This is a genomic window from Rhodanobacter sp. OR87, from assembly GCF_000473345.1.
Lineage (GTDB): Bacteria > Pseudomonadota > Gammaproteobacteria > Xanthomonadales > Rhodanobacteraceae > Rhodanobacter > Rhodanobacter denitrificans.
Genome location: NZ_AXBJ01000005.1, coordinates 59372 through 78143 on the forward strand (window position 1 = coordinate 59372; position 18772 = coordinate 78143).

At 69.1% G+C, this 18772-nt stretch carries 14 protein-coding genes and 1 riboswitch; of the genes, 13 read left to right on the plus strand and 1 reads right to left on the minus strand.

What is annotated here, in order from left to right; genetic code table 11:
• Window positions 1-64 precede the first annotated feature (64 nt).
• The 13 genes from RHOOR87_RS0106205 to RHOOR87_RS0106265 all read left to right on the plus strand — a co-directional run bounded on the left by RHOOR87_RS0106205 (window position 65) and on the right by RHOOR87_RS0106265 (window position 17417).
• Window positions 65-1999: a penicillin-binding protein activator gene (locus RHOOR87_RS0106205; RefSeq protein WP_007509361.1), complete on the plus strand. Its 1935-nt coding sequence runs from the start codon at window positions 65-67 to the stop codon at window positions 1997-1999.
• Window positions 1999-2355 (plus strand): YraN family protein, encoded by a 357-nt coding sequence (locus RHOOR87_RS0106210; RefSeq protein WP_007509363.1) that lies wholly within the window; start codon window positions 1999-2001, stop codon window positions 2353-2355. Before RHOOR87_RS0106205 ends, RHOOR87_RS0106210 begins: the two co-directional genes overlap by 1 nt.
• Before the next feature lie 73 nt (window positions 2356-2428).
• Entirely contained in the window at window positions 2429-3802 is a 1374-nt protein-coding gene (locus RHOOR87_RS0106215; RefSeq protein WP_027484530.1) for an FAD-linked oxidase C-terminal domain-containing protein, read from the plus strand.
• Window positions 3803-3864: 62 nt separating this feature from the next.
• Entirely contained in the window at window positions 3865-4449 is a 585-nt protein-coding gene (locus RHOOR87_RS0106220; protein WP_007509368.1) for a uracil-DNA glycosylase family protein, read from the plus strand.
• Window positions 4450-4556: 107 nt separating this feature from the next.
• On the plus strand, window positions 4557-5837 hold the full coding sequence (locus RHOOR87_RS0106225; protein WP_027484531.1) for a nucleoside permease: 1281 nt from the start codon (window positions 4557-4559) through the stop codon (window positions 5835-5837).
• Window positions 5838-5917: 80 nt separating this feature from the next.
• Window positions 5918-8032 carry a TonB-dependent receptor gene (locus RHOOR87_RS0106230; RefSeq protein WP_027484532.1) on the plus strand — a complete coding sequence of 705 codons (2115 nt, stop codon included), beginning with the start codon at window positions 5918-5920 and terminating at the stop codon, window positions 8030-8032.
• A gap of 1 nt (window position 8033) precedes the next feature.
• Complete coding sequence (locus RHOOR87_RS0106235; protein WP_027484533.1) at window positions 8034-9143, plus strand: PepSY-associated TM helix domain-containing protein; 1110 nt, start codon at window positions 8034-8036, stop codon at window positions 9141-9143.
• Between the two features lie 55 nt (window positions 9144-9198).
• Window positions 9199-10185: a tRNA dihydrouridine synthase DusB gene (gene dusB / locus RHOOR87_RS0106240; protein WP_027484534.1), complete on the plus strand. Its 987-nt coding sequence runs from the start codon at window positions 9199-9201 to the stop codon at window positions 10183-10185.
• Between the two features lie 138 nt (window positions 10186-10323).
• A riboswitch (cobalamin riboswitch) is annotated at window positions 10324-10534 on the plus strand.
• A gap of 192 nt (window positions 10535-10726) precedes the next feature.
• A complete protein-coding gene (gene metE, locus RHOOR87_RS0106245) occupies window positions 10727-13021 on the plus strand; it encodes a 5-methyltetrahydropteroyltriglutamate--homocysteine S-methyltransferase (protein WP_027484535.1) in 2295 nt (764 codons plus the stop codon).
• Window positions 13022-13201: 180 nt separating this feature from the next.
• The gene (gene metK, locus RHOOR87_RS0106250; RefSeq protein WP_027484536.1) at window positions 13202-14401 is read left to right on the plus strand and encodes a methionine adenosyltransferase; all 1200 of its coding nucleotides are present in this window, start codon (window positions 13202-13204) and stop codon (window positions 14399-14401) included.
• 101 nt (window positions 14402-14502) lie between these two features.
• A complete protein-coding gene (locus RHOOR87_RS0106255; protein WP_027484537.1) occupies window positions 14503-16365 on the plus strand; it encodes an ATP-binding cassette domain-containing protein in 1863 nt (620 codons plus the stop codon).
• A gap of 148 nt (window positions 16366-16513) precedes the next feature.
• On the plus strand, window positions 16514-17143 hold the full coding sequence (locus RHOOR87_RS0106260) for a glutathione S-transferase family protein (RefSeq protein WP_027484538.1): 630 nt from the start codon (window positions 16514-16516) through the stop codon (window positions 17141-17143).
• A gap of 4 nt (window positions 17144-17147) precedes the next feature.
• Window positions 17148-17417, plus strand: a complete 270-nt coding sequence (locus tag RHOOR87_RS0106265) for a GIY-YIG nuclease family protein (protein ID WP_027484539.1) — start codon at window positions 17148-17150, stop codon at window positions 17415-17417.
• A gap of 9 nt (window positions 17418-17426) precedes the next feature.
• On the opposite strand, the gene RHOOR87_RS0106270 is transcribed toward RHOOR87_RS0106265, so the two are convergent.
• Window positions 17427-18737 carry an ATP-binding protein gene (locus RHOOR87_RS0106270; protein WP_027484540.1) on the minus strand — a complete coding sequence of 437 codons (1311 nt, stop codon included), beginning with the start codon at window positions 18735-18737 and terminating at the stop codon, window positions 17427-17429.
• Window positions 18738-18772: the final 35 nt, after the last annotated feature.

The window sequence follows — 18772 nt, forward strand, 5'->3', positions numbered from 1 at the left end:
GTAAGCCGGCAAGTCGATCCGCTATGATCGCGCATTGACGACCCTGACGAACAAGGGATTTCCCATGCGCTTCATGCGCCTCTCGCGCGTCGCCGCGATCGCACTGCTGTTTTCACTGGTGCTGGCCGCCTGCGTGCCGGCGAACACGCCGCGCTCGCCGGCCGAACTTGCCGCCGCGCAAAGCGCCGAGGCGCTGTCCCGGCAGGGCCAGTTCGACCAGGCCGCGCAGGCCTGGCTGGCGCTCGCCGCGCAGTCGCGCGGCCACGCCGACAGCTACCGATTGCTGGCCGCCGAGGCATGGCGCGAGGAAGGCCGGCTCGAACGCGTCGCCCCGGTGCTGGCCGAGATCAAGCGCCAGCGCCTGAGCGGCGATGAGCCGCTGCGCTTCGACCTGCTGCAGGCCGAGCTCGCGCTCGACCGCCACGACGCCGCCACCGCGCTGCGGCTCACCACCCAGCCAAACGTCGCCGTGCCGCAGGCGCTGCAGCTGCGCCTGCTGGAGTGGCGTGCCCGCGCGATGGCCGCCAGCGGCGACCGTTGGGGCGCCGCACGCACCCGCGTGCAGATGGACGGCCAATTGAGCGGCTACGACCACACCCAGAACCGCCAGCAGATCCTCGACCTGCTGGGCCAGGTCGGCGTCGAGTCGCTCAAGCAGCGCGCCGCCGCGATGCAGCGCGGCGACCGCATGCTGCCGTGGGTGAACGAGGCGCTGAACCAGCTCGGCGTCGCCGTGGCCCAGCCGCCGCCGGACCTGCAGCAGCCGGTCGGCACCCTGCTGCCCGGCGCCGGCGCGAACGTGCGCGAGGGCTACAAGGCACCCAGCCAGGTCGCCCTGCTGCTGCCCAGCGACGGCAATTACGCCGCGGCGAGCACCGCGATCCGCGAAGGCTTCTTCGCGGCCTATCTCGACGCCGGGCGCAACCACGCGCCACGTCCCTCGGTGCGCGTCTACGACAGCCAGGGCACCGCCGACGGTGCGGTCAAGGCCTACCAGCAGGCGGTCAGCGACGGCGCGCGGCTGGTGGTCGGCCCGCTGACCCGCGGTGAAGTCGCCGGGGTGTTCAGCCAGGCGCGACTGCCGGTGCCGTTGCTGGCGCTGAACCACCCCGACGACAAGCAGCTGCCCGCCGGCGATGCCAGCGAATTCGGCCTGCTGCCGGAAACCGAAGGCGCTCAGGCCGCCGACCACATGGTCGAACGCGGCCTGCGCCGGGTCTATGCCATGGTCTCCACCGACGATTTCGCGCAACGTGCCGCCGGCGCGTTCAAGGCCGAGCTGGCGGCGCGCGGCGGCGAGCTCGCCGGCACCGTCACCCTGCCGCCGGGCGTCACCAGTTACGCCGACCTCATCGCCGGACTGAAGCTTCCCACCGGCACCAACGCGCCGCCAGCGGCGGCGGTCGAACCGGCGACCGCCGGCACCGCGGCAGCAGCCGCTCTCAGCGGCGCGGTGAGCGACGCCGGCATCTTCATCAGCATGCGTCCGGAACAGGCGCGCCTGTTGCTGCCGCAATTGCGCATCGCGCAGGTGAACCTGCCGGTGATCGCCACCTCGCACGTCTACGCGGGCAGCGACGACGTCGCCGCGAACCGTGACCTCGACGGCGTGGAATTCTGCGACGCGCCGTGGCTGTTCGACGCCCAGCCGGGTCTGCCGAACCGCGACGGCATCGCCGCACGCCTGCCGGCGGCCCGCGGTGGCGCGGCGCGGCTGTTCGCATTCGGCATGGACGCATGGAACCTGGTGCCCTACCTGGAGTGGCTACGCGCGCACCCGGGTAGCTACGTGCCCGGCGCCAGCGGTCAGCTTGCCGCCGACCAGTTCGGCCGGGTACGCCGCGTGCTGATCTGGGCGCAGTTCCAGAACGGCCTGGCGCGCCCGCTGGGCGGCAGCCTGCAGCTGGACGACGCACCCTCGAACGCGCCGCCCGCCAGCGTCGAGCCGGCGCCGTCGAGCTCGCCGTCGAGCGGAACCTTCCAGCCCGCGGCGGACTGATGCGCGCCGCCGGCGACGATTTCGAGCAGCGCGCCTGCACCGAACTGCTGCGCGCCGGTCTCACGCTGCTCGCGCGCAACTACAGCACCCGTCATGGCGAGCTGGATCTGGTGATGCGCGATGGCGACGCCGTGGTGTTCGTCGAAGTGCGCTACCGCAAGAGCGCCAGCCACGGCGACGCCGCCACCTCGGTCACCGCGGCCAAGCAGGCGAAACTGATCCTCGCCGCGCAACACTGGCTCGCCGCGCACCCGCAACACGCGCGGCGCAGCTGCCGCTTCGACGTGGTCAGCTACGACGGCCCATCCGATGCCATCCGGCGCGAATGGCTGCGCGGCGCATTCGAAGCCGGCTGATCTGGCCTGACCGATTCCGGCCCGGCTGATCTGGCGCAGCAAATTCTCCCCCAGAGTGGATTACGCTTTGCAGATGCCGCTGCCTGACGCACTGCTCACCTACCTGCGCGAGATCTTCCCCGACGATGCACTCGCCACGGCCGCCGACCAACGGCGCGCCGCCGCCCGCGACAATTCCCGCCATGAACACCTGCCCGACGCGGTGGTATTTCCCACCACTCACGCGCAGGTCGAGGCACTGGTGCGCGCCTGCCGAGAACACAAGGTGCCGCTTACCGCGCGCGGCGGCGGTACCAGCTCCACCGGCGCCTCGGTGCCGCTGGCGGGCGGCGTGGTGGCGAACTTCATGCGCATGAACCGCATCCTGCGCATCGCCCCGGACGACCGCCTCGCCGTGGTGGAGCCGGGCGCGACCAACGAGGCCTTGCAGCAGGCGCTGGCGCCGCACGGCTTCTTCTGGGCGCCCGACCCGGGCTCGGCGCCGTGGTGCACGGTGGGCGGCAACCTCGCCTGCAATGCCGCCGGGCCGCACGCGGTGAAATACGGCGCCACCCGCGACAACGTGCTGGGCCTGGCCGGCGTGGCCGGCACCGGCGAAAGCTTCCGCTGCGGCACGCAGACCAGCAAGAGCGCGATCGGCTACGACCTCACCCGCCTGCTGATCGGCTCGGAAGGCACGCTGGCGGTGATTACCGAGGCCACCTTGAAACTCACGCCGAAGCCGGCGGCGCTGCGCAGCCTGCGCGCCAGCTACCGCGACGCCGCCAGCGCCGCGCAGGCGGTGGCGCGCATCATGGCGCAGCCGGCCACGCCCTGCGCGCTGGAGTTCATGGACGCGCTGGCGCTGAAGCTGGCGCGCGAACACCAGCCCGAGGCCGGCGTGCCCGAGGCCGCGGCGCTGCTGCTGATCGAACTGGACGGCGCGCCCGATGCGCTGGAGGCGGCCTGCGCCGCGGTCGAGGCCGCCGCCCGCGTGGACGGCCTGGTGCAGCTGGAGGTGGCGCGCGACGAAGCGCAGACCCGCGCGCTGTGGGCCGCGCGCAAGGCCCTGTCGTTCGCCCAGCGCGCGGTGACCCAGCACAAGATCAACGAGGACGTGGTGGTGCCGGTCTCGCGCCTGCCCGCGCTGGTGGACAGCGTGCGCGCGCTGTCGGAAAAGCACGCCGTGCCGATCGTGAGCTTCGGCCACGCCGGCAACGGCAACCTGCACGTGAACTTCCTGCCGCGCGACGTGGACGAGATCGAGCGCACGTACGCCGCGCTGCCCGAGCTGTTCGAACGGGTGCTCGCGCTGGACGGCACGCTCTCCGGCGAGCACGGCATCGGCGCGGTGAAACGCGAGTTCATGCCGCTGGCGCTGTCGGGCGCGACGCTGGGCTTGATGCGCGGCATCAAGGCCGCGTTCGACCCGGACGGCATCCTGAACCCGGGGAAGTTGCTGCCTTGAACGACGCCCATCGCACTCGTCGCGAGCCATCGCCGACGGAACTGCCGCAACTGTCGCGCCGGATGGACGAGCTGCTGGCCGACATCCGCAGCTGTCGCACCTGCTCGCAGCAGAACCCGCCGGGGCTGCGTCCGGTGCTGCAGGCGTCGGCGACGGCGCGACTGCTGATCGTCAGCCAGGCGCCGGGACGCAAGGTCGAGCAGACCGGCATCCCGTTCAACGACGTCAGCGGCGAGCGGCTGCGGGACTGGCTGCAGATCGGTCGCGACACGTTCTACGACGCCGCGCGCGTGGCGATCGTGCCGATGGATTTTTGCTACCCCGGCAAGGGTCGCAGCGGCGACCTGCCGCCACGCCCCGCATGTGCGGCGATCTGGCACCCGCAGCTGTTTCCGCTGATGCCCCGCGTGCGTCTGACCCTGGCCATCGGCCAGTATGCGCAGGCGGGGCTGCTGGGCAGCGCACGCGCGGCGACGCTCACCGACACGGTGCGCGACTGGCGCACACACCTGGCCCGTGGCGTGCTGCCGCTGCCGCACCCCAGCCCGCGCAACCGGCCCTGGGTGCTGCACAACCCGTGGTTCGAGGCCGAGCTGCTGCCGGTACTGCGCGAACGGGTGGCCTCCGCGCTTGCCGCCGCGGATTGAACCTGTCGCATCGCACCTTGCCGCTTGGCGCCGGCGTCGTCTAACCTGCCCCGCTACGACATCGTGGCCACGGGGCCGACCCCGGCCTTGCAGGGGAACCCTCGTCCATGAGCCTCAAGCTCCGCCTTACCGTACTCAATTTCTTCCAGTACTACATCTGGGGCGCCTGGCTGCTGACCATCGGCACCTGGTGGTTCCAGACCCAGCACTGGTCGGGCACCAGCTTCGGCGCGATCTTCTCGACCATGGGCATCGCCTCGCTGTTCATGCCTTCACTGGTCGGCATCGTGGCGGACAAATGGATCAACGCCGAGCGCCTGTACGGCATGCTGCAGATCGCCGGCGCGATGGTGCTGTTCGCGATCCCGCACGTGCGCGACCCGGAGCAGATGTTCTGGGTGATGCTGCTGAACATGTGCTTCTACATGCCGACCATCTCGCTGGCGATCACGGTGGCCTACAACGCGCTCAAGCAGGACGGCCTGGACGTGGTGAACACCTATCCGCCGATCCGCGTGTGGGGCACCATCGGCTTCATCGCCGCCACCTGGACCACCAGCCTGCTCGGCTTCAAGGCCTCGCCCGCGCAGTTCCACGTGGCCGCGACCGCCTCGCTGCTGCTGGGCCTGTATGCCTTCACCCTGCCCAAGTGCCCGCCCAAGCTGGGCGCCGCCCAGGGTCGCAGCCTGGTCGACCGGCTCGGCCTCACCTCATTTGTGCTGTTCAAGAACCGCAACATGGCGGTGTTCTTCCTCTTCGCGATGCTGCTCGGCGCGGCGTTGCAGCTCACCAACGCCTACGGCGACGCCTTCCTCAGCGACTTCGTCAAGGTGCCCGAATACGCCAACCTGCTGGCGGTGAAGTACTCCACCATCATCATCTCGATCTCGCAGTTCTCCGAAACCGCGTTCATCCTCACCATCCCGTTCTTCCTGAAGCGCTTCGGCATCAAGGCGGTGATGACGATGAGCATGCTGGCCTGGGTGCTGCGCTTCGGCCTGTTCGCGTTCGGCGATCCGGCCGGTGGACTGTGGATGATCGTGCTCTCGTGCATCGTCTACGGCATGGCGTTCGACTTCTTCAACATTTCCGGCTCGCTGTTCGTCGAGAGCCAGGCCGACCCGAAGATCCGCGCCAGCGCGCAGGGCCTGTTCATGCTGATGACCAACGGCGTGGGCGCCGTGCTCGGCAGCCTGATCGCCGGCTTCGTGATCGACCACTTCTTCACCAACCACGCGTGCAACGACGCGGTGCTGATCTGCAAGGACTGGCACGGCATCTGGCTGGCCTTCGCCGGCTACGCACTGGTGATGGCGCTGCTGTTCGTGCCGCTGTTCAAGCACCGGCACGACTCGGCCGCCGCGCAGCGGGCCGTGCCGACGCACTGAACCGGGCGCGGCAGGTGTAGCGGCATTTGTTATTGCGAATCATTTTCATTTAGCATGCACCTCCCCAACCGGAGGCCTCCATGTCATTCGCCGTTCGTCCGTTCGCTCTTGCCCTCGCGCTCGCCGGCGTCGCCCATGCCGCCGACCAGAAGGATGCGGTCCAACTCCGGCGCATCGAGGTCTCCGAAAGCACGCTGCGCATGCCGCAGAGCCAGGGCGCGCTGCCGACCACGATCACGGTGATCACCCGCGAGGACCTGCGCCAGCAGCTGGCGATCACGCCGGATCTCTCCGACGCCATCGGCAACCTGCTGCCCTCGTTTGCCCCCTCGACGCAGAAGCTCAGCTCGCGCGGGCAGACCCTGCGCGGACGCAACCCGCTGTACATGATCGACGGCGTGCCGCAATCGAGCCCGCTGCGCAACGGTTCGCGCGATGCCTACACGATCGACCCGGCGATGATCGAGCGCATCGAGATCGTCGAGGGTTCCAACGCGATGCAGGGCCTGGGCGCCGCCGGCGGCATCATCAACATCATCACCAAACAGGCACCGAAGCAGGATGGCGTGCGCCAGGAAGTCACCGTCAACACCAGCGCGCCGACCCGCGGCGCGAACGGCCTGGGCTACGGCGCGGCGTACCTGCTGGGCTGGCGCAGCGGCGCGTTCGACCTGGTCGCCGGTGCGTCGTGGCGCAAGCGCGGCATGTACTCCGATGCGAAGGGACGGCTGATCGGCGTCGACGGCACCCAGGGCGACCTGATGGATTCGGTGAGCACGGACGGCTTCGCCAAGCTCGGCTACGACTTCGCCGGCGCGCGCCGGCTGCAGCTGACGGTCAACCGTTTCGACCTGCAAGGCAACGGCGACTACACCGCCGTACCGGGCGACATGGCAAGCAACCTGCCGACCACCTCGATCCGCGGCAAGCAGCCCGGCGACGCGCCGCGCAACCGCGTGCTGACCAGCAGCCTCGACTACCGCGACCCGGCGCTGGCCGGCGGCGAGCTGCGCGCGCAGCTCTATCACCAGAAGAACCGCGAACTGTTCGGCGGCGGACGTTTCGCCACCTTCCAGGACCCGGCCTACGGTCTGAACGTTTTCGACCAGTCGCAGAACGTGTCGACCAAGGACGGCGCCCGGCTGTCATGGGCCAGGCGCGGCCTGCTCGACGACAAGCTCACCCTGCTGGCCGGCGCCGACGGCTATCGCGACACCACCTTCCAGGAGCTGACCCACACCGGCCGCCACTGGGTGCCGGACAGCACCTACACCGGCTGGGCGCCGTTCCTGCAGGCCGAATACTGGCCGCTCGAGTCGCTGTCGCTGTCCGGCGGCCTGCGCCACGAGCACGGCACGCTGGAGGTGCCCACCTTCCGCACGCTGGCAGCCTACAACGGCGTCACCGTGCAGGGCGGCTCCACCAGTTTCAGCAAGACGCTGCCGAACGTCGGCGCGGTCTGGTACCTCACCGGCCGGCTCAACCTGTTCGCCAGCTACGCCGAGGGCTACACCCTGCCCGACGTGGGCCGCGTGCTGCGCGCGATCAACCAGCCGGGCCAGAACGTGGCCGATTTCCTCGACTTGAAGCCGGTGGTCTCGGACAACCGCGAAGCCGGCGCCGAGTACGCCGGCGACCGCGCGGGCGCGCGGGTGAGCTACTACGTCTCGCGCTCACGGCTCGGCTCGGTATTGGTGTTCGACGCGCCGAACCAAGTCTACAACGTGATGCGCCAGCGCACTGCGATCAGCGGCTGGGAGGCACGCGCGAACTGGCAGCCGTTCGACGGCACCCGCCTCGACGCGTCCTTCGCGATCAACCGCGGCCGCTCGGACCGCAACGGCGACGGCCAGGTCGACTCCGACCTCGACGGCGCCAACATCGCGCCGAACCGGCTCAACCTGTCGTGGACGCAGCGCTGGAACGACGCGCTGTCGAGCTACCTGCAGTTGAGCCACGCCTACAGCCGCGACTTCGCCACGCTGGGCCGGCGCAGCGCGCGCTTCGACGGCTACAGCACCGCCGACGCCTACCTGAAATGGCACAGCGGCAGCGCCGGCGACTGGACGCTGGGCGTGCAGAACCTGGCCAACCGGCAGTTCATCAACTACGTCTCGCAGACCGTCGGCGACGATGACTCGTACTTCGCCGGCCGCGGCCGCGTGGTCTCGCTGACCTGGCAGCAGGCCTTCTGAAGTGCCCGCCGCGACCACGGTCGACGCATCCGCGCACCATGCCGGCGCCGTGCGGCACTGGCTCAAGCGCCTGCACCTGTGGGTTGGCCTCAGCGTGGGGCTGGTCTACGCACTGATCGTGCTCAGCGGCAGCGTGCTGGTGCTGCAGGGTCCGCTGCTGCGGCTGATGCATCCGCCGTTGGCCGCACACGCGTTGCCCGACGCGGCGGCGCGCACGGCCGTGCTGACGCGCATCGCGCACGAATGGCCGTCCAGGGGACTGCGCGGCGCCGATCTGCCGACCGCCGGGCTACCGGTGTGGCAGCTGTATTTTTCCGACGGCTCACGGCGCTATCTCGATCCCTCCAACGGCGACCTGCTGCTGACGCGCGCACCCGGCAGCGACCTGCTGCTGACCTTGCGCGACTGGCACACCCACCTGCTCGCCGGGAAAACCGGCGAGGCCGTGCTGGGCGTGCTCGGCTGGCTCATGCTGGGGCTGCTGCTTTCCGGCGTGTGGCTGTGGTGGCCGGGCCGGCGGAACCTGCGCGGCAGCCTGCGCATCCACACGCAGCCACCGGTGCGGCGCTGGGTCAGCTGGCACCGCAGCGTCGGGGCGATCAGCCTGCCGTTGCTGCTGCTGGTGACCTTGACCGGCACCTGGATGGTCTACGGCGCGGGCACCCGACACGTCCTGCAGGCGCTGTTCGCGGATGCGCCGGCCACGCCGACGCCGGCCCGCATCGCGCCGCGCCCACAGGCGATCGACTGGGCGGCGGTGCTCGACGCCGCGCAACACGCGCTGCCGGGCGCCGAACTGCGCCGCATCGCGCTGCCCGCGGCCAACGACGGCCGCGTGACGATTCGCGCACGGGCGCCGGGCGAATGGCATCCGGTCGGACGCAGCCAGGTGTGGCTCGATCCCTACCGGGCCCAGGTGCTGGGCGCCGTCGACGCCACCGCCGAAGGCACCGGCGCGCGCCTCAGCAACGCGGTTTATCCGCTGCACGCCGGCAGCGTGGGCGGCCTGGCCGGAAAGTTGCTGGTACTGCTGTGCGGCCTGCTGCCGCCATTCTTCCTGGTGACCGAGTTCCTGTTCTGGCGCGCGCGCCGACGGCGCCACCGCCGATAAGCGATCCCGGAGGCCGTCGGCACGGCAGTTTCCGCGATTCACTTACAATGGGCGGATGCAAATCGGCCCTTACCTGATCGACCCGCCGCTGGTGCTCGCCCCGATGGCGGGCGTCACCGACAAGCCGTTCCGCCTGCTGTGCAAGCGGCTCGGCGCGGGCCTGGCCGTGTCCGAGATGACCAGCGCCGACCCGAGCCTGTGGCAGACGCGCAAGTCGCTGCGCCGGATGGACCACGCCGGCGAACCCGAACCGGTCAGCGTGCAGATCGCCGGCTACGATCCGGCGATGCTGGCCGAGGCGGCACGCTTCAACGTCGCCAACGGCGCGCAGCTCATCGATATCAACATGGGTTGCCCGGCCAAGAAGGTGTGCAACGTGTGGTCCGGTTCGGCCCTGCTGCAGGACGAGCCGCTGGTGGCGCGCATCGTCAAGGCGGTGGTCGATGCCGTCGACGTACCAGTGACGCTGAAGATCCGCACCGGCTGGAACCGCGACAACAGGAATGCGCTGAACATCGCGCGCATCGCCGAGGATGCCGGCATCGCCGCGCTGGCCGTGCACGGCCGCACCCGCGCCGACAAGTACGAAGGCGAGGCCGAGTACGCCACCATCGCCGCGGTAAAAGCCGCCGTGCGCATCCCGGTGCTGGCCAACGGCGACGTCTGCACCCCGCAGCAGGCGAAGCACGTGCTCGCGATCACCGGCGCCGATGCGGTGATGATCGGCCGCGGCGCGCAGGGCCGGCCATGGATCTTCCGCGAGATCGCCCACTACCTCGCCACCGGCGAACTGCTGCCCAAACCGGAACCGGCCGAGGTCGCCGCGATCCTGCTCGGCCACCTCGAACACCTGTACGCGTTCTACGGCGAGCAAGCCGGCGTGCGTATCGCGCGCAAACACCTGGGCTGGTACGCGAAGGACCGCCCCGAGAACGCCGCGTTCCGCCAGGTGGTCAACCGCGCCGAAACCGCCGGCGAGCAGTTGCGCCTGACCCGCGACTACTTCGCCGCGCTGGCCAGCGGCGAGCGCCTGGCCGCCTGATCGGCCCTTCCTGCAGGAGCGCGCAGCCCTTCTGAAGCGACTTCAGCCGCGGCAGCTCCACGATCTGCAAAGAACATCGCGGCCGAAGCCGCTCCCACGGACGATCCTCGTCATTTGACTTTGGACGTCCATACGGCTAACTTGCGACTCGCTGATGGTATTCATCTTTCTATGCGTATAAAGAGATGAATTCAAGGGAAGCCGGTGCGAATCCGGCGCTGCCCCGCAGCGGTATGTGGAAACGACCTCCGTCACAGGCACTGGGTGCGATGCATCCGGGAAGCGACGGATAGCAGGCCGCGCAAGACGTCCACGAGCCCGAATACCTGCCTCAGCCGGAAGCGCGCACATGCGTTTCCGTCCGGCCTGGCGTTTCCGCGGGGAACACCGAAGCTTGCGCGTCGCTGCCCTCCGGGCCTCGCGCCGGCTTCGCCTGCCCGCGGCAACGCCGGTTCGCCCGCGGGGGCGAAGGTCAACGGCCCGGCGATCCTGCCGGCCATCTCCTTCGTTCCTCTTTGCCCATCCTGCAGGAGGAATATCCATGCCACTCGTTACCCATTCCGGCTTTCCGCGCATCGGCCTGAAACGCGAACTCAAGCGTGCACTCGAAGCGCACTGGCGCGGCGGCACCGACGCACGGGCCCTAAAGGACACCGCCCGCACCCTGCGCCTTAGCCACTGGCAACTGGCACACGCTGCCGGCGCCGATGTCGTGCCGTGCAACGACTTCAGCCTGTACGACCACGTACTCGATACCGCCGTGCTGTTCGACGCCATCCCCGAGCGCTACCGGCTGGTGTTTGCGGAAAACGCGCTGGACGGCTACTTCGCGATGGCCCGCGGCCACAAGCGTGGCGGCCACGACCTGCACGCGCTGGAGATGACCAAGTGGTTCGACACCAACTACCACTACCTGGTGCCGGAGCTGCAGGCCGGTCAGCGCTTTGCACTCAACGGCGACAAGCCGCTGGCGGAATTCCGCGAGGCAAGGTCGCTCGGCCTGCATGCGCGGCCGGTGCTGCTCGGTCCGGTGTCGTTCCTGCTGCTCTCCAAGACGGTGGACGGCAGCGACCGGCTCGCCCTGCTCGATGCCCTGTTGCCACCCTACGCCGACCTGCTCGGGCAACTGGCCGACGCCGGCGCCGACTGGGTGCAACTGGACGAGCCCTGCCTGGTACTCGACCTGGAGGACGTCGACCGCGCGGCGTACCGTCATGCATACGCGACACTCGCCGCAGCGCGCACGCCGCGGTTGCTGCTGGCCAGCTATTTCGGCGCACTGGGCGACAACCTGGCCATGGCCGCCGCGTTGCCGGCCGATGGCCTGCACGTCGACCTGGTGCGCGCACCGGAGCAACTCGATGCCGTGCTGGATGCGCTGCCCGCCGACCGCATCCTCAGCGCCGGGGTGGTCGACGGCCGCAATATCTGGCGCAGCCATCCCGGACGCGTGCTGCCGTTGCTGCGCAAGGCACGGGCGCGGATCGGCGACGAACGCCTGTGGCTGGCGCCATCGTGCTCGCTGCTGCATGTGCCGATCGACCTTGAGGCGGAAACCGGGCTCGACCCGCAGCGACGCGCGTCGATGGCGTTCGCGCGGCAAAAGATCGAGGAGCTGCGCGTGTACGCCGATGCCCTCGCCGGCCAGCCCGAAGCCGATGCCGCGCTCGCCGCGCAACAGGGGCTGCTGGACGCGCAGGCGAATGCGCCCGGCGTGGTCGTTGCCGGCGTGCGTGGCCGCCTGCACGCGCTCGGCCCGCAGGCCTGCCTGCGCCGATCCGCCCACGCGGTGCGCCGGGCGTCCCAGGCCGAAGTCCTCGACCTGCCACCGCTGCCCACCACCACGATCGGCTCGTTTCCGCAGACCGACGACCTGCGCAAGGCACGCGCCGCGCATCGCGCCGGCAAGCTCGACGACGAGGCCTACGAGCAGCGGCTTCGGGCGGAAATCGAACGCGTGGTGCGCTTCCAGGAGCGCCTCGGGCTGGACGTGCTGGTGCATGGCGAGCCCGAGCGCAACGACATGGTCGAGTACTTCGGCGAACAGCTGGACGGCTACCTGTTCACCCGGCTCGGCTGGGTGCAGAGCTACGGTTCGCGCTGCGTGAAGCCGCCGGTGATCTGGGGCGACGTGGCCCGGCCCGCACCGATGACGGTGCGCTGGTCGCGCTATGCGCAGTCGCTCACCGACAAGCCGATGAAGGGCATGCTGACCGGCCCGGTGACGATGCTGCAGTGGTCGTTCGTGCGTGACGACCTGCCGCGCGAAACCGTCTGCCGGCAGATCGCGCTGGCCTTGCGCGACGAGGTGCACGATCTGGAAGCGGCCGGCATCGGGCTGATCCAGATCGACGAGCCGGCCCTGCGCGAAGGCCTGCCGCTACGTCGCGCCGACTGGCCCGGCTACCTGGCGTGGGCGGTGGAGTGCTTCCGCATCGCCGCCGGCGGCGTGCGCGATGCGACCCAGATCCACACCCACATGTGCTATTCGGAGTTCAACGACATCATCGAGGCGGTGGCGGCGATGGATGCCGACGTGATCTCGATCGAGACCAGCCGTTCGCGGATGGAACTGCTCGACGCCTTCGCCCGCTTCCGCTACCCGAACGGCATCGGTCCCGGCGTTTACGACATCCACTCCCCGCGCGTGCCCGGGCAGGAGGAAATCCTCGACCTGCTGCACAAGGCGCTCGACGTGCTGCAGCCCGGGCAGCTGTGGATCAACCCCGACTGCGGCCTGAAGACCCGCGGCTGGCCCGAAGTGGAGCAGGCCCTGCGCCATATGGTCGACGGTGCGCGGCAGCTGCGCGCCGAGCTGGAAGCCATTCCCGGATAGCGCGTCGCCGGCGATCGTCCGCTCCCGCCGGAGCGGACGGTCCTGCGGCCGTCCAAACGGCTGAACCCGGAACCAACCCCGCAGGACCCGGAATCGCCGCGGGCTGCAAAACCGGAGGCAGCGATGTATCATGCCCGACTTCTTTTATCTTTCTATCCGAACGAAAGGATATAAACCGCGATGTCCAACTACCTGTTCACCTCCGAATCGGTCTCCGAAGGCCATCCGGACAAGGTCGCCGACCAGATCTCCGACGCCGTGCTCGACGCGATCATCGCGCAGGATCCGCGCGCCCGCGTGGCCTGCGAAACCATGGTCAAGACCGGCGTGGCGATCGTCGCCGGCGAAATCACCACCAGCGCGTGGATCGACCTCGAAGCGATCACCCGCAAGGTGATCGTCGACATCGGCTACGACTCCAGCAACGTCGGCTTCGACGGCGCCACCTGCGGCGTGATCAACCTGATCGGCAAGCAGTCGCCGGACATCAACCAGGGCGTGGACCGCAAGAACCCGGAAGACCAGGGCGCCGGCGACCAGGGCCTGATGTTCGGCTACGCGACGAACGAGACGAAGGACATGATGCCGGCGGCGATCTACTACTCGCACCGCCTGGTCGAGCAGCAGGCGAAGGTGCGCAAGAGGAAGAATTCGCCGCTGCCGTGGCTGCGCCCGGACGCCAAGAGCCAGGTTACCCTGCGCTACGAGCACGGCGTGGCCACCGCGATCGACGCCGTAGTGCTGTCGACCCAGCACGACCCGGGCGTGAAGCAGAAGGATCTGATCGAGGCCGTGCGCGAGCACATCCTGAAGCCGGTGCTGCCCGCCAAGCTGCTGCACAAGGGCACCAAGTTCCACATCAACCCGACCGGCAAGTTCGAGATCGGCGGCCCGGTGGGCGACTGCGGCCTGACCGGCCGCAAGATCATCGTGGACACCTACGGCGGCTGGGCCCGTCACGGTGGCGGCGCGTTCTCCGGCAAGGATCCGTCCAAGGTCGACCGTTCGGCCGCCTACGCCGCGCGCTACGTGGCCAAGAACATCGTGGCCGCCGGCATCGCCGACCGCTGCGAGGTGCAGGTCAGCTACGCGATCGGCGTGGCGCACCCGACTTCGATCTCGGTGACCACCTTCGGCACCGGCAAGATCAGCGACGAGAAGATCGAAAAGCTGATCCGCAAGCACTTCGACCTGCGCCCGTACGGCATCCTGCAGATGCTCGACCTGATCCACCCGATGTACCAGCAGACCGCCAGCTACGGCCACTTCGGCCGCACCCCGCAGACGCTCAAGGACACCAACGGCAAGGCCTTCACCACCTTCTCGTGGGAAAAGACCGACCGCGCCGAGGCGCTGCGCAAGGATGCGAAGCTGAAGTAGGCAGGCATCGCACGCTGCACCGGAATCGGGCCGCCTCGCGCGGCCCGTTTCTTTTTGGACGGCAACGCGGGTCGCAGCGTTGCTGCCGCTACAATGCGCGGATGTCCCTGATCCAGCTGCAACGCGTCGACTTCAGCATCGGCGGCCCGCTCCTGCTCGAGCACGTCGATCTGTCGATCGAGGCGAACGAGCGCGTGTGCATCGTCGGCCGCAACGGCGAAGGCAAGTCCACCCTGATGAAGCTGATCGCCGGCGAGCTGCACGCCGACGACGGCGAGGTGCGGGTGCAGAACGGCGTGGTAATCGCGCGGATGGCGCAGGAAGTGCCGCACGGCACCGAAGGCAGCGTGTTCGACGTGGTCGCCGAGGGGCTGGGCGATCTCGGCCGCCTGCTGGCGCGCTACCACCATCTGCTCAATGAAGGCGACTTCGACGCGCTCGGCGACGTGCAGCACCAGATCGAGGCGCAGCACGGCTGGGACCTGGACCGCCGCGTCAGCGACGTGCTGACCCAGCTGGAACTGCCCGGCGAGACCGACTTCGCCGCGCTGTCCGGCGGCATGAAGCGGCGCGTGCTGCTGGCCCAGGCGCTGGTGCGCAAGCCGGATGTGCTGCTGTTGGACGAGCCGACCAACCACCTCGACATCGAAGCGATCGGTTGGCTGGAAAGCTTCCTCAAGCAGTTCCCCGGCAGCATCGTGTTCGTCACCCACGACCGCAGCTTCCTGCGCGCGCTGGCCACGCGCATCGTCGAGATCGACCGCGGCGCGCTGACCGACTGGCCCGGCGACTACGACAACTACCTGCGCCGGCGCGAGGAACGCCTGCACGCCGAGGCGCAGGCCAACGCGCTGTTCGACAAGAAGCTGGCGCAGGAGGAAGTGTGGATCCGCCAGGGCATCAAGGCCCGGCGCACCCGCAACGAAGGCCGCGTGCGCGCGCTCAAGGCGCTGCGCAACGAGCGCGCGCAACGCCGCGAACTGGGCGGCAACGTGAGGATGACGGCGGCCAACGCGCAGGCTTCGGGCAAGAAGGTGATCGAGCTCAAGCACGTGCACCACGCCTACGACGGCCGCGTGCTGATCGACGACCTCACCACCACCGTGATGCGCGGCGACCGCATCGGCATCATCGGCCCGAACGGCGCCGGCAAGAGCACGCTCTTGAAGATCATGCTGGGCGAGCTCAAGCCGCAGCGCGGCAGCGCGGAGCTGGGCACCGGCATCCAGGTCGCCTACTTCGACCAGCACCGGCTGCAGCTCAACGACAACTTGAATGCACTGGACAACGTGGCCGAAGGCCGCGAGTACATCGAGCTCAACGGCCAGCGCAAGCACATCATCGGCTACCTGCAGGATTTCCTGTTCTCGCCCGAGCGCGCGCGTGCGCCGATCACCCGGCTGTCCGGCGGCGAGCGCAACCGCCTGCTGCTGGCCAAGCTGTTCGCACAGCCGTCGAACCTGCTGGTGATGGACGAACCGACCAACGACCTCGACGTCGAGACGCTGGAGCTGCTGGAAGAACTGCTGACCGACTACCAGGGCACCCTGCTGCTGGTCTCGCACGACCGCGCCTTCCTCGACAATGTGGTCTCCAGCACCCTGGTGCTGGAAGGCGAAGGCCGCATCGGCGAATACGTGGGCGGCTACAGCGACTGGCTGCGCCAGCGGCCGGCTTCACGCAGCACGGCCACCGCCGGCAAGCCTGCCACGCCGTCACCGGCACCGGCCGCGGCGGCCGCGCCGAAGCGCAAGCGCAGCTTCAAGGAGCAGCACGAACTGGAACAGCTGCCAAAACGCATCGAGCAACTCGAAGGCGACATCGTCGCACGCACCGCGGCGATGAACGAACCCGCGTTCTTCCAGCAGGACAGCGCCGCCATCGTCAAGGCGAACGAGGCGCTGGTGGCGCTGCAGGCGGAGCTGGATGCGGCGTATGCGCGCTGGTCGGAGCTGGACGGCTGAGAAGAGGAGCGAGTGGAGGGGAGTGGGAAGCGAGAGGGAGCCAAAGCAGGCGCACTCCTGCCTTCTCTCACTTCCCACTCCGCTCCTCGCACTCCTGCTGCAACGCCCCGGCGTATCATTCGTGGATCATCCCCGCGGACAACCACCCATGTACACGCTCTACTACGCTCCCGGCTCGGCCAACCTGCTGGTGCACCTGGCCTTGCTGGAAATCGGCGCGCCGCACACGCTCAAGCGCATCGACATCGAGAAGGGCGAGCAGCGCAGCGCGGAGTACCTGGCGATCAACCCGAACGGCGTGGTGCCGACCCTGGTGGTCGACGGCGTGCCGCATGGCGAGGCCGCGGCGCTGGCGATGCTGCTGGCCGAACGCCATCCCGAGGCGGTGCTGACGCCGGCCGCGGGGAGTGCCGAGCGCGCAGACTACCTGCAGTGGATGCTGTACCTGGCCAACAACCTGCAGCCGCTGTTCCGGCAGTGGTTCTACCCCGGCGACCACCTGCCCGAAGGCGCCGACACGATCAAGCAGGCCGCCCGCGCCGGCATCGAGAAATGCTGGACGAAGGTCGATGCGCACCTCGCCGCCCACGGTCCGTACCTGCTCGGCGACCACTTCAGCGTGGTCGACCTGTACGCGCTGATGCTGATGCGCTGGTCGCGCAACATGCCCAAGCCCGCCACCGAATGGCCGCAGCTGGCAGCGCTGGCCACGCGCCTGAAGGCGCGCCCATCGTGGAAGCAGGTGTGCGCGGCCGAGGGCCTGGTCGAGTGGGCCTGAACGCATGAGCGACGGCGCCGGCGCCTGGGCCGTCTACCTGCTCGAATGCGCCGACGGCCGCGTCTACACCGGCATCGCCCGCGACCCGGAGCAACGCTACGCCAAGCATCTCAGCGGCAAGGGCGCCCGCTTCACCCGTTCCAACCCGCCGCGGCGGTTGCTGGGCTGGGTGTGGGTCGCCAGCCGCAGCGAGGCGCTCAAGCTGGAGATCAGCTGGAAGCGACTGCCGCGCGACGAACGGATTGTCGCGCTACGCGCGAGCCTCAGATTGTAGAAGCGCACTCTACAAGGCTGGATCCAGCGGCAACCACAGTTGTGCGATGGCACCGGGCATACCATCACGGGCAAGCAGGCTAACGCCGCCCTCATGGGCTTCGGCGATCTGCCGCACCAGGGCGAGGCCGATGCCTGACCCACCCGGCTTGGTGGTGAAGAACGGCACGAACAGGTTGTCGCTGCTGGGCAGGCCGGGGCCGTCGTCAAGAATCTCGATCAATGCACGCTCACCTTCGCTGCGCCAGCGCATCCGCACATGGCCATCACCGGGCAGGCTCGCTTCGACAGCGTTGCGCAGCAAGTTGATCAACGCCTGCTCGAGTTGGTCGGGATCGGCCTGCACGGGCAGCGGTGTGCCCGCCTCCACTTGCACGGCCACACGTTGCTCCAGCCGCGCCACCGCCGGCACCAGTACGGCCAGGTCGAGTTCGCGTTTCTGCGGCGCCGGCAACGCGGCGAGTCGGCTGTAGCCGGCGAGGAAGCGCGTCAACGATTCGGCACGGTTGCCGATCACCTGCAAGCCGCCGCGCGCATCCTCGCGCCAGTCCTCGGCCAACGGCTCGCGCGCGATCACGGTGGCCAGCGTGTTGGCCAGCGAATGGATCGAGGCCAGCGAGTTGTTGACCTCATGGCCGAGCACACGCAGCAGGCGCTGCCAGGCCTGGCGTTCTTCCTCGCGCAGCACGCGGCCGACGTCGTTGATCACCAGCAATCGACCGCTGCGGCCCTCATTGCGCAGCGGGGCGTGGCGGATGTCGAAGCGGCCGCTGCGGCCGGGGAACGTGTGCCTGATGACGCGCGCGCGCGGTGCTGCCAGCAGTACATCGAGCGCAAGCTCGCAGGCCTGTCGACCGATCAAGCTGCTCCGGTCACCGGCGAACAGACGCTGTGCCGCCGGATTGAGCAGACGCAGCCGCGTGTCGTGATCAAACACCAGCACGGCGCTGTCCAGCGCGGCCAGCGTCTTGCCGAGCAAGCGTGCGGAATCCTCGAATTGCAGGCGCTCCTTCTGCAGCCGGTCGGCCAGCGCATTGACGTCGTAGATCGCGTCACCAAGCACCCCGCCCTGCACCCCGCGCATGCTGTAGTCGCCCTCGCGAAGCGCTTCCAGCAAACCGGCCAGGGTGTACAGCGGATGCACCACGCGGCGGTGCTGCCAGCGTGCGATCAGGGCGGTGGTCACCACGATGGCAACGAGCAGGCTCCAGCACAGCATGCGGTCGGGAATGCCGGTCAGCAGAAAAACCACGACGCCGAGCAGCGCCGGCAGCGCCACCAGCCAGCCGCCGAGCAGCACGCGCCGCTCGAACACCGGCATCCGGGCACGATGCCGACGCGCAGGTGGCGTGGAGG

Coding starts and splice junctions, on each gene's coding strand:
- dusB (WP_027484534.1), top strand. CDS start 9,199: ATGCAAATCGGCCCTTACCTGATCGACCCGCCGCTGGTGCTCGCCCCG.
- RHOOR87_RS0106230 (WP_027484532.1), top strand. CDS start 5,918: ATGTCATTCGCCGTTCGTCCGTTCGCTCTTGCCCTCGCGCTCGCCGGC.
- RHOOR87_RS0106255 (WP_027484537.1), top strand. CDS start 14,503: ATGTCCCTGATCCAGCTGCAACGCGTCGACTTCAGCATCGGCGGCCCG.
- metK (WP_027484536.1), top strand. CDS start 13,202: ATGTCCAACTACCTGTTCACCTCCGAATCGGTCTCCGAAGGCCATCCG.
- RHOOR87_RS0106215 (WP_027484530.1), top strand. CDS start 2,429: ATGCCGCTGCCTGACGCACTGCTCACCTACCTGCGCGAGATCTTCCCC.
- RHOOR87_RS0106210 (WP_007509363.1), top strand. CDS start 1,999: ATGCGCGCCGCCGGCGACGATTTCGAGCAGCGCGCCTGCACCGAACTG.
- RHOOR87_RS0106265 (WP_027484539.1), top strand. CDS start 17,148: ATGAGCGACGGCGCCGGCGCCTGGGCCGTCTACCTGCTCGAATGCGCC.
- RHOOR87_RS0106220 (WP_007509368.1), top strand. CDS start 3,865: ATGGACGAGCTGCTGGCCGACATCCGCAGCTGTCGCACCTGCTCGCAG.
- RHOOR87_RS0106205 (WP_007509361.1), top strand. CDS start 65: ATGCGCTTCATGCGCCTCTCGCGCGTCGCCGCGATCGCACTGCTGTTT.
- RHOOR87_RS0106225 (WP_027484531.1), top strand. CDS start 4,557: ATGAGCCTCAAGCTCCGCCTTACCGTACTCAATTTCTTCCAGTACTAC.
- RHOOR87_RS0106260 (WP_027484538.1), top strand. CDS start 16,514: ATGTACACGCTCTACTACGCTCCCGGCTCGGCCAACCTGCTGGTGCAC.
- RHOOR87_RS0106270 (WP_027484540.1), bottom strand. CDS start 18,737: ATGCCGGTGTTCGAGCGGCGCGTGCTGCTCGGCGGCTGGCTGGTGGCG.
- metE (WP_027484535.1), top strand. CDS start 10,727: ATGCCACTCGTTACCCATTCCGGCTTTCCGCGCATCGGCCTGAAACGC.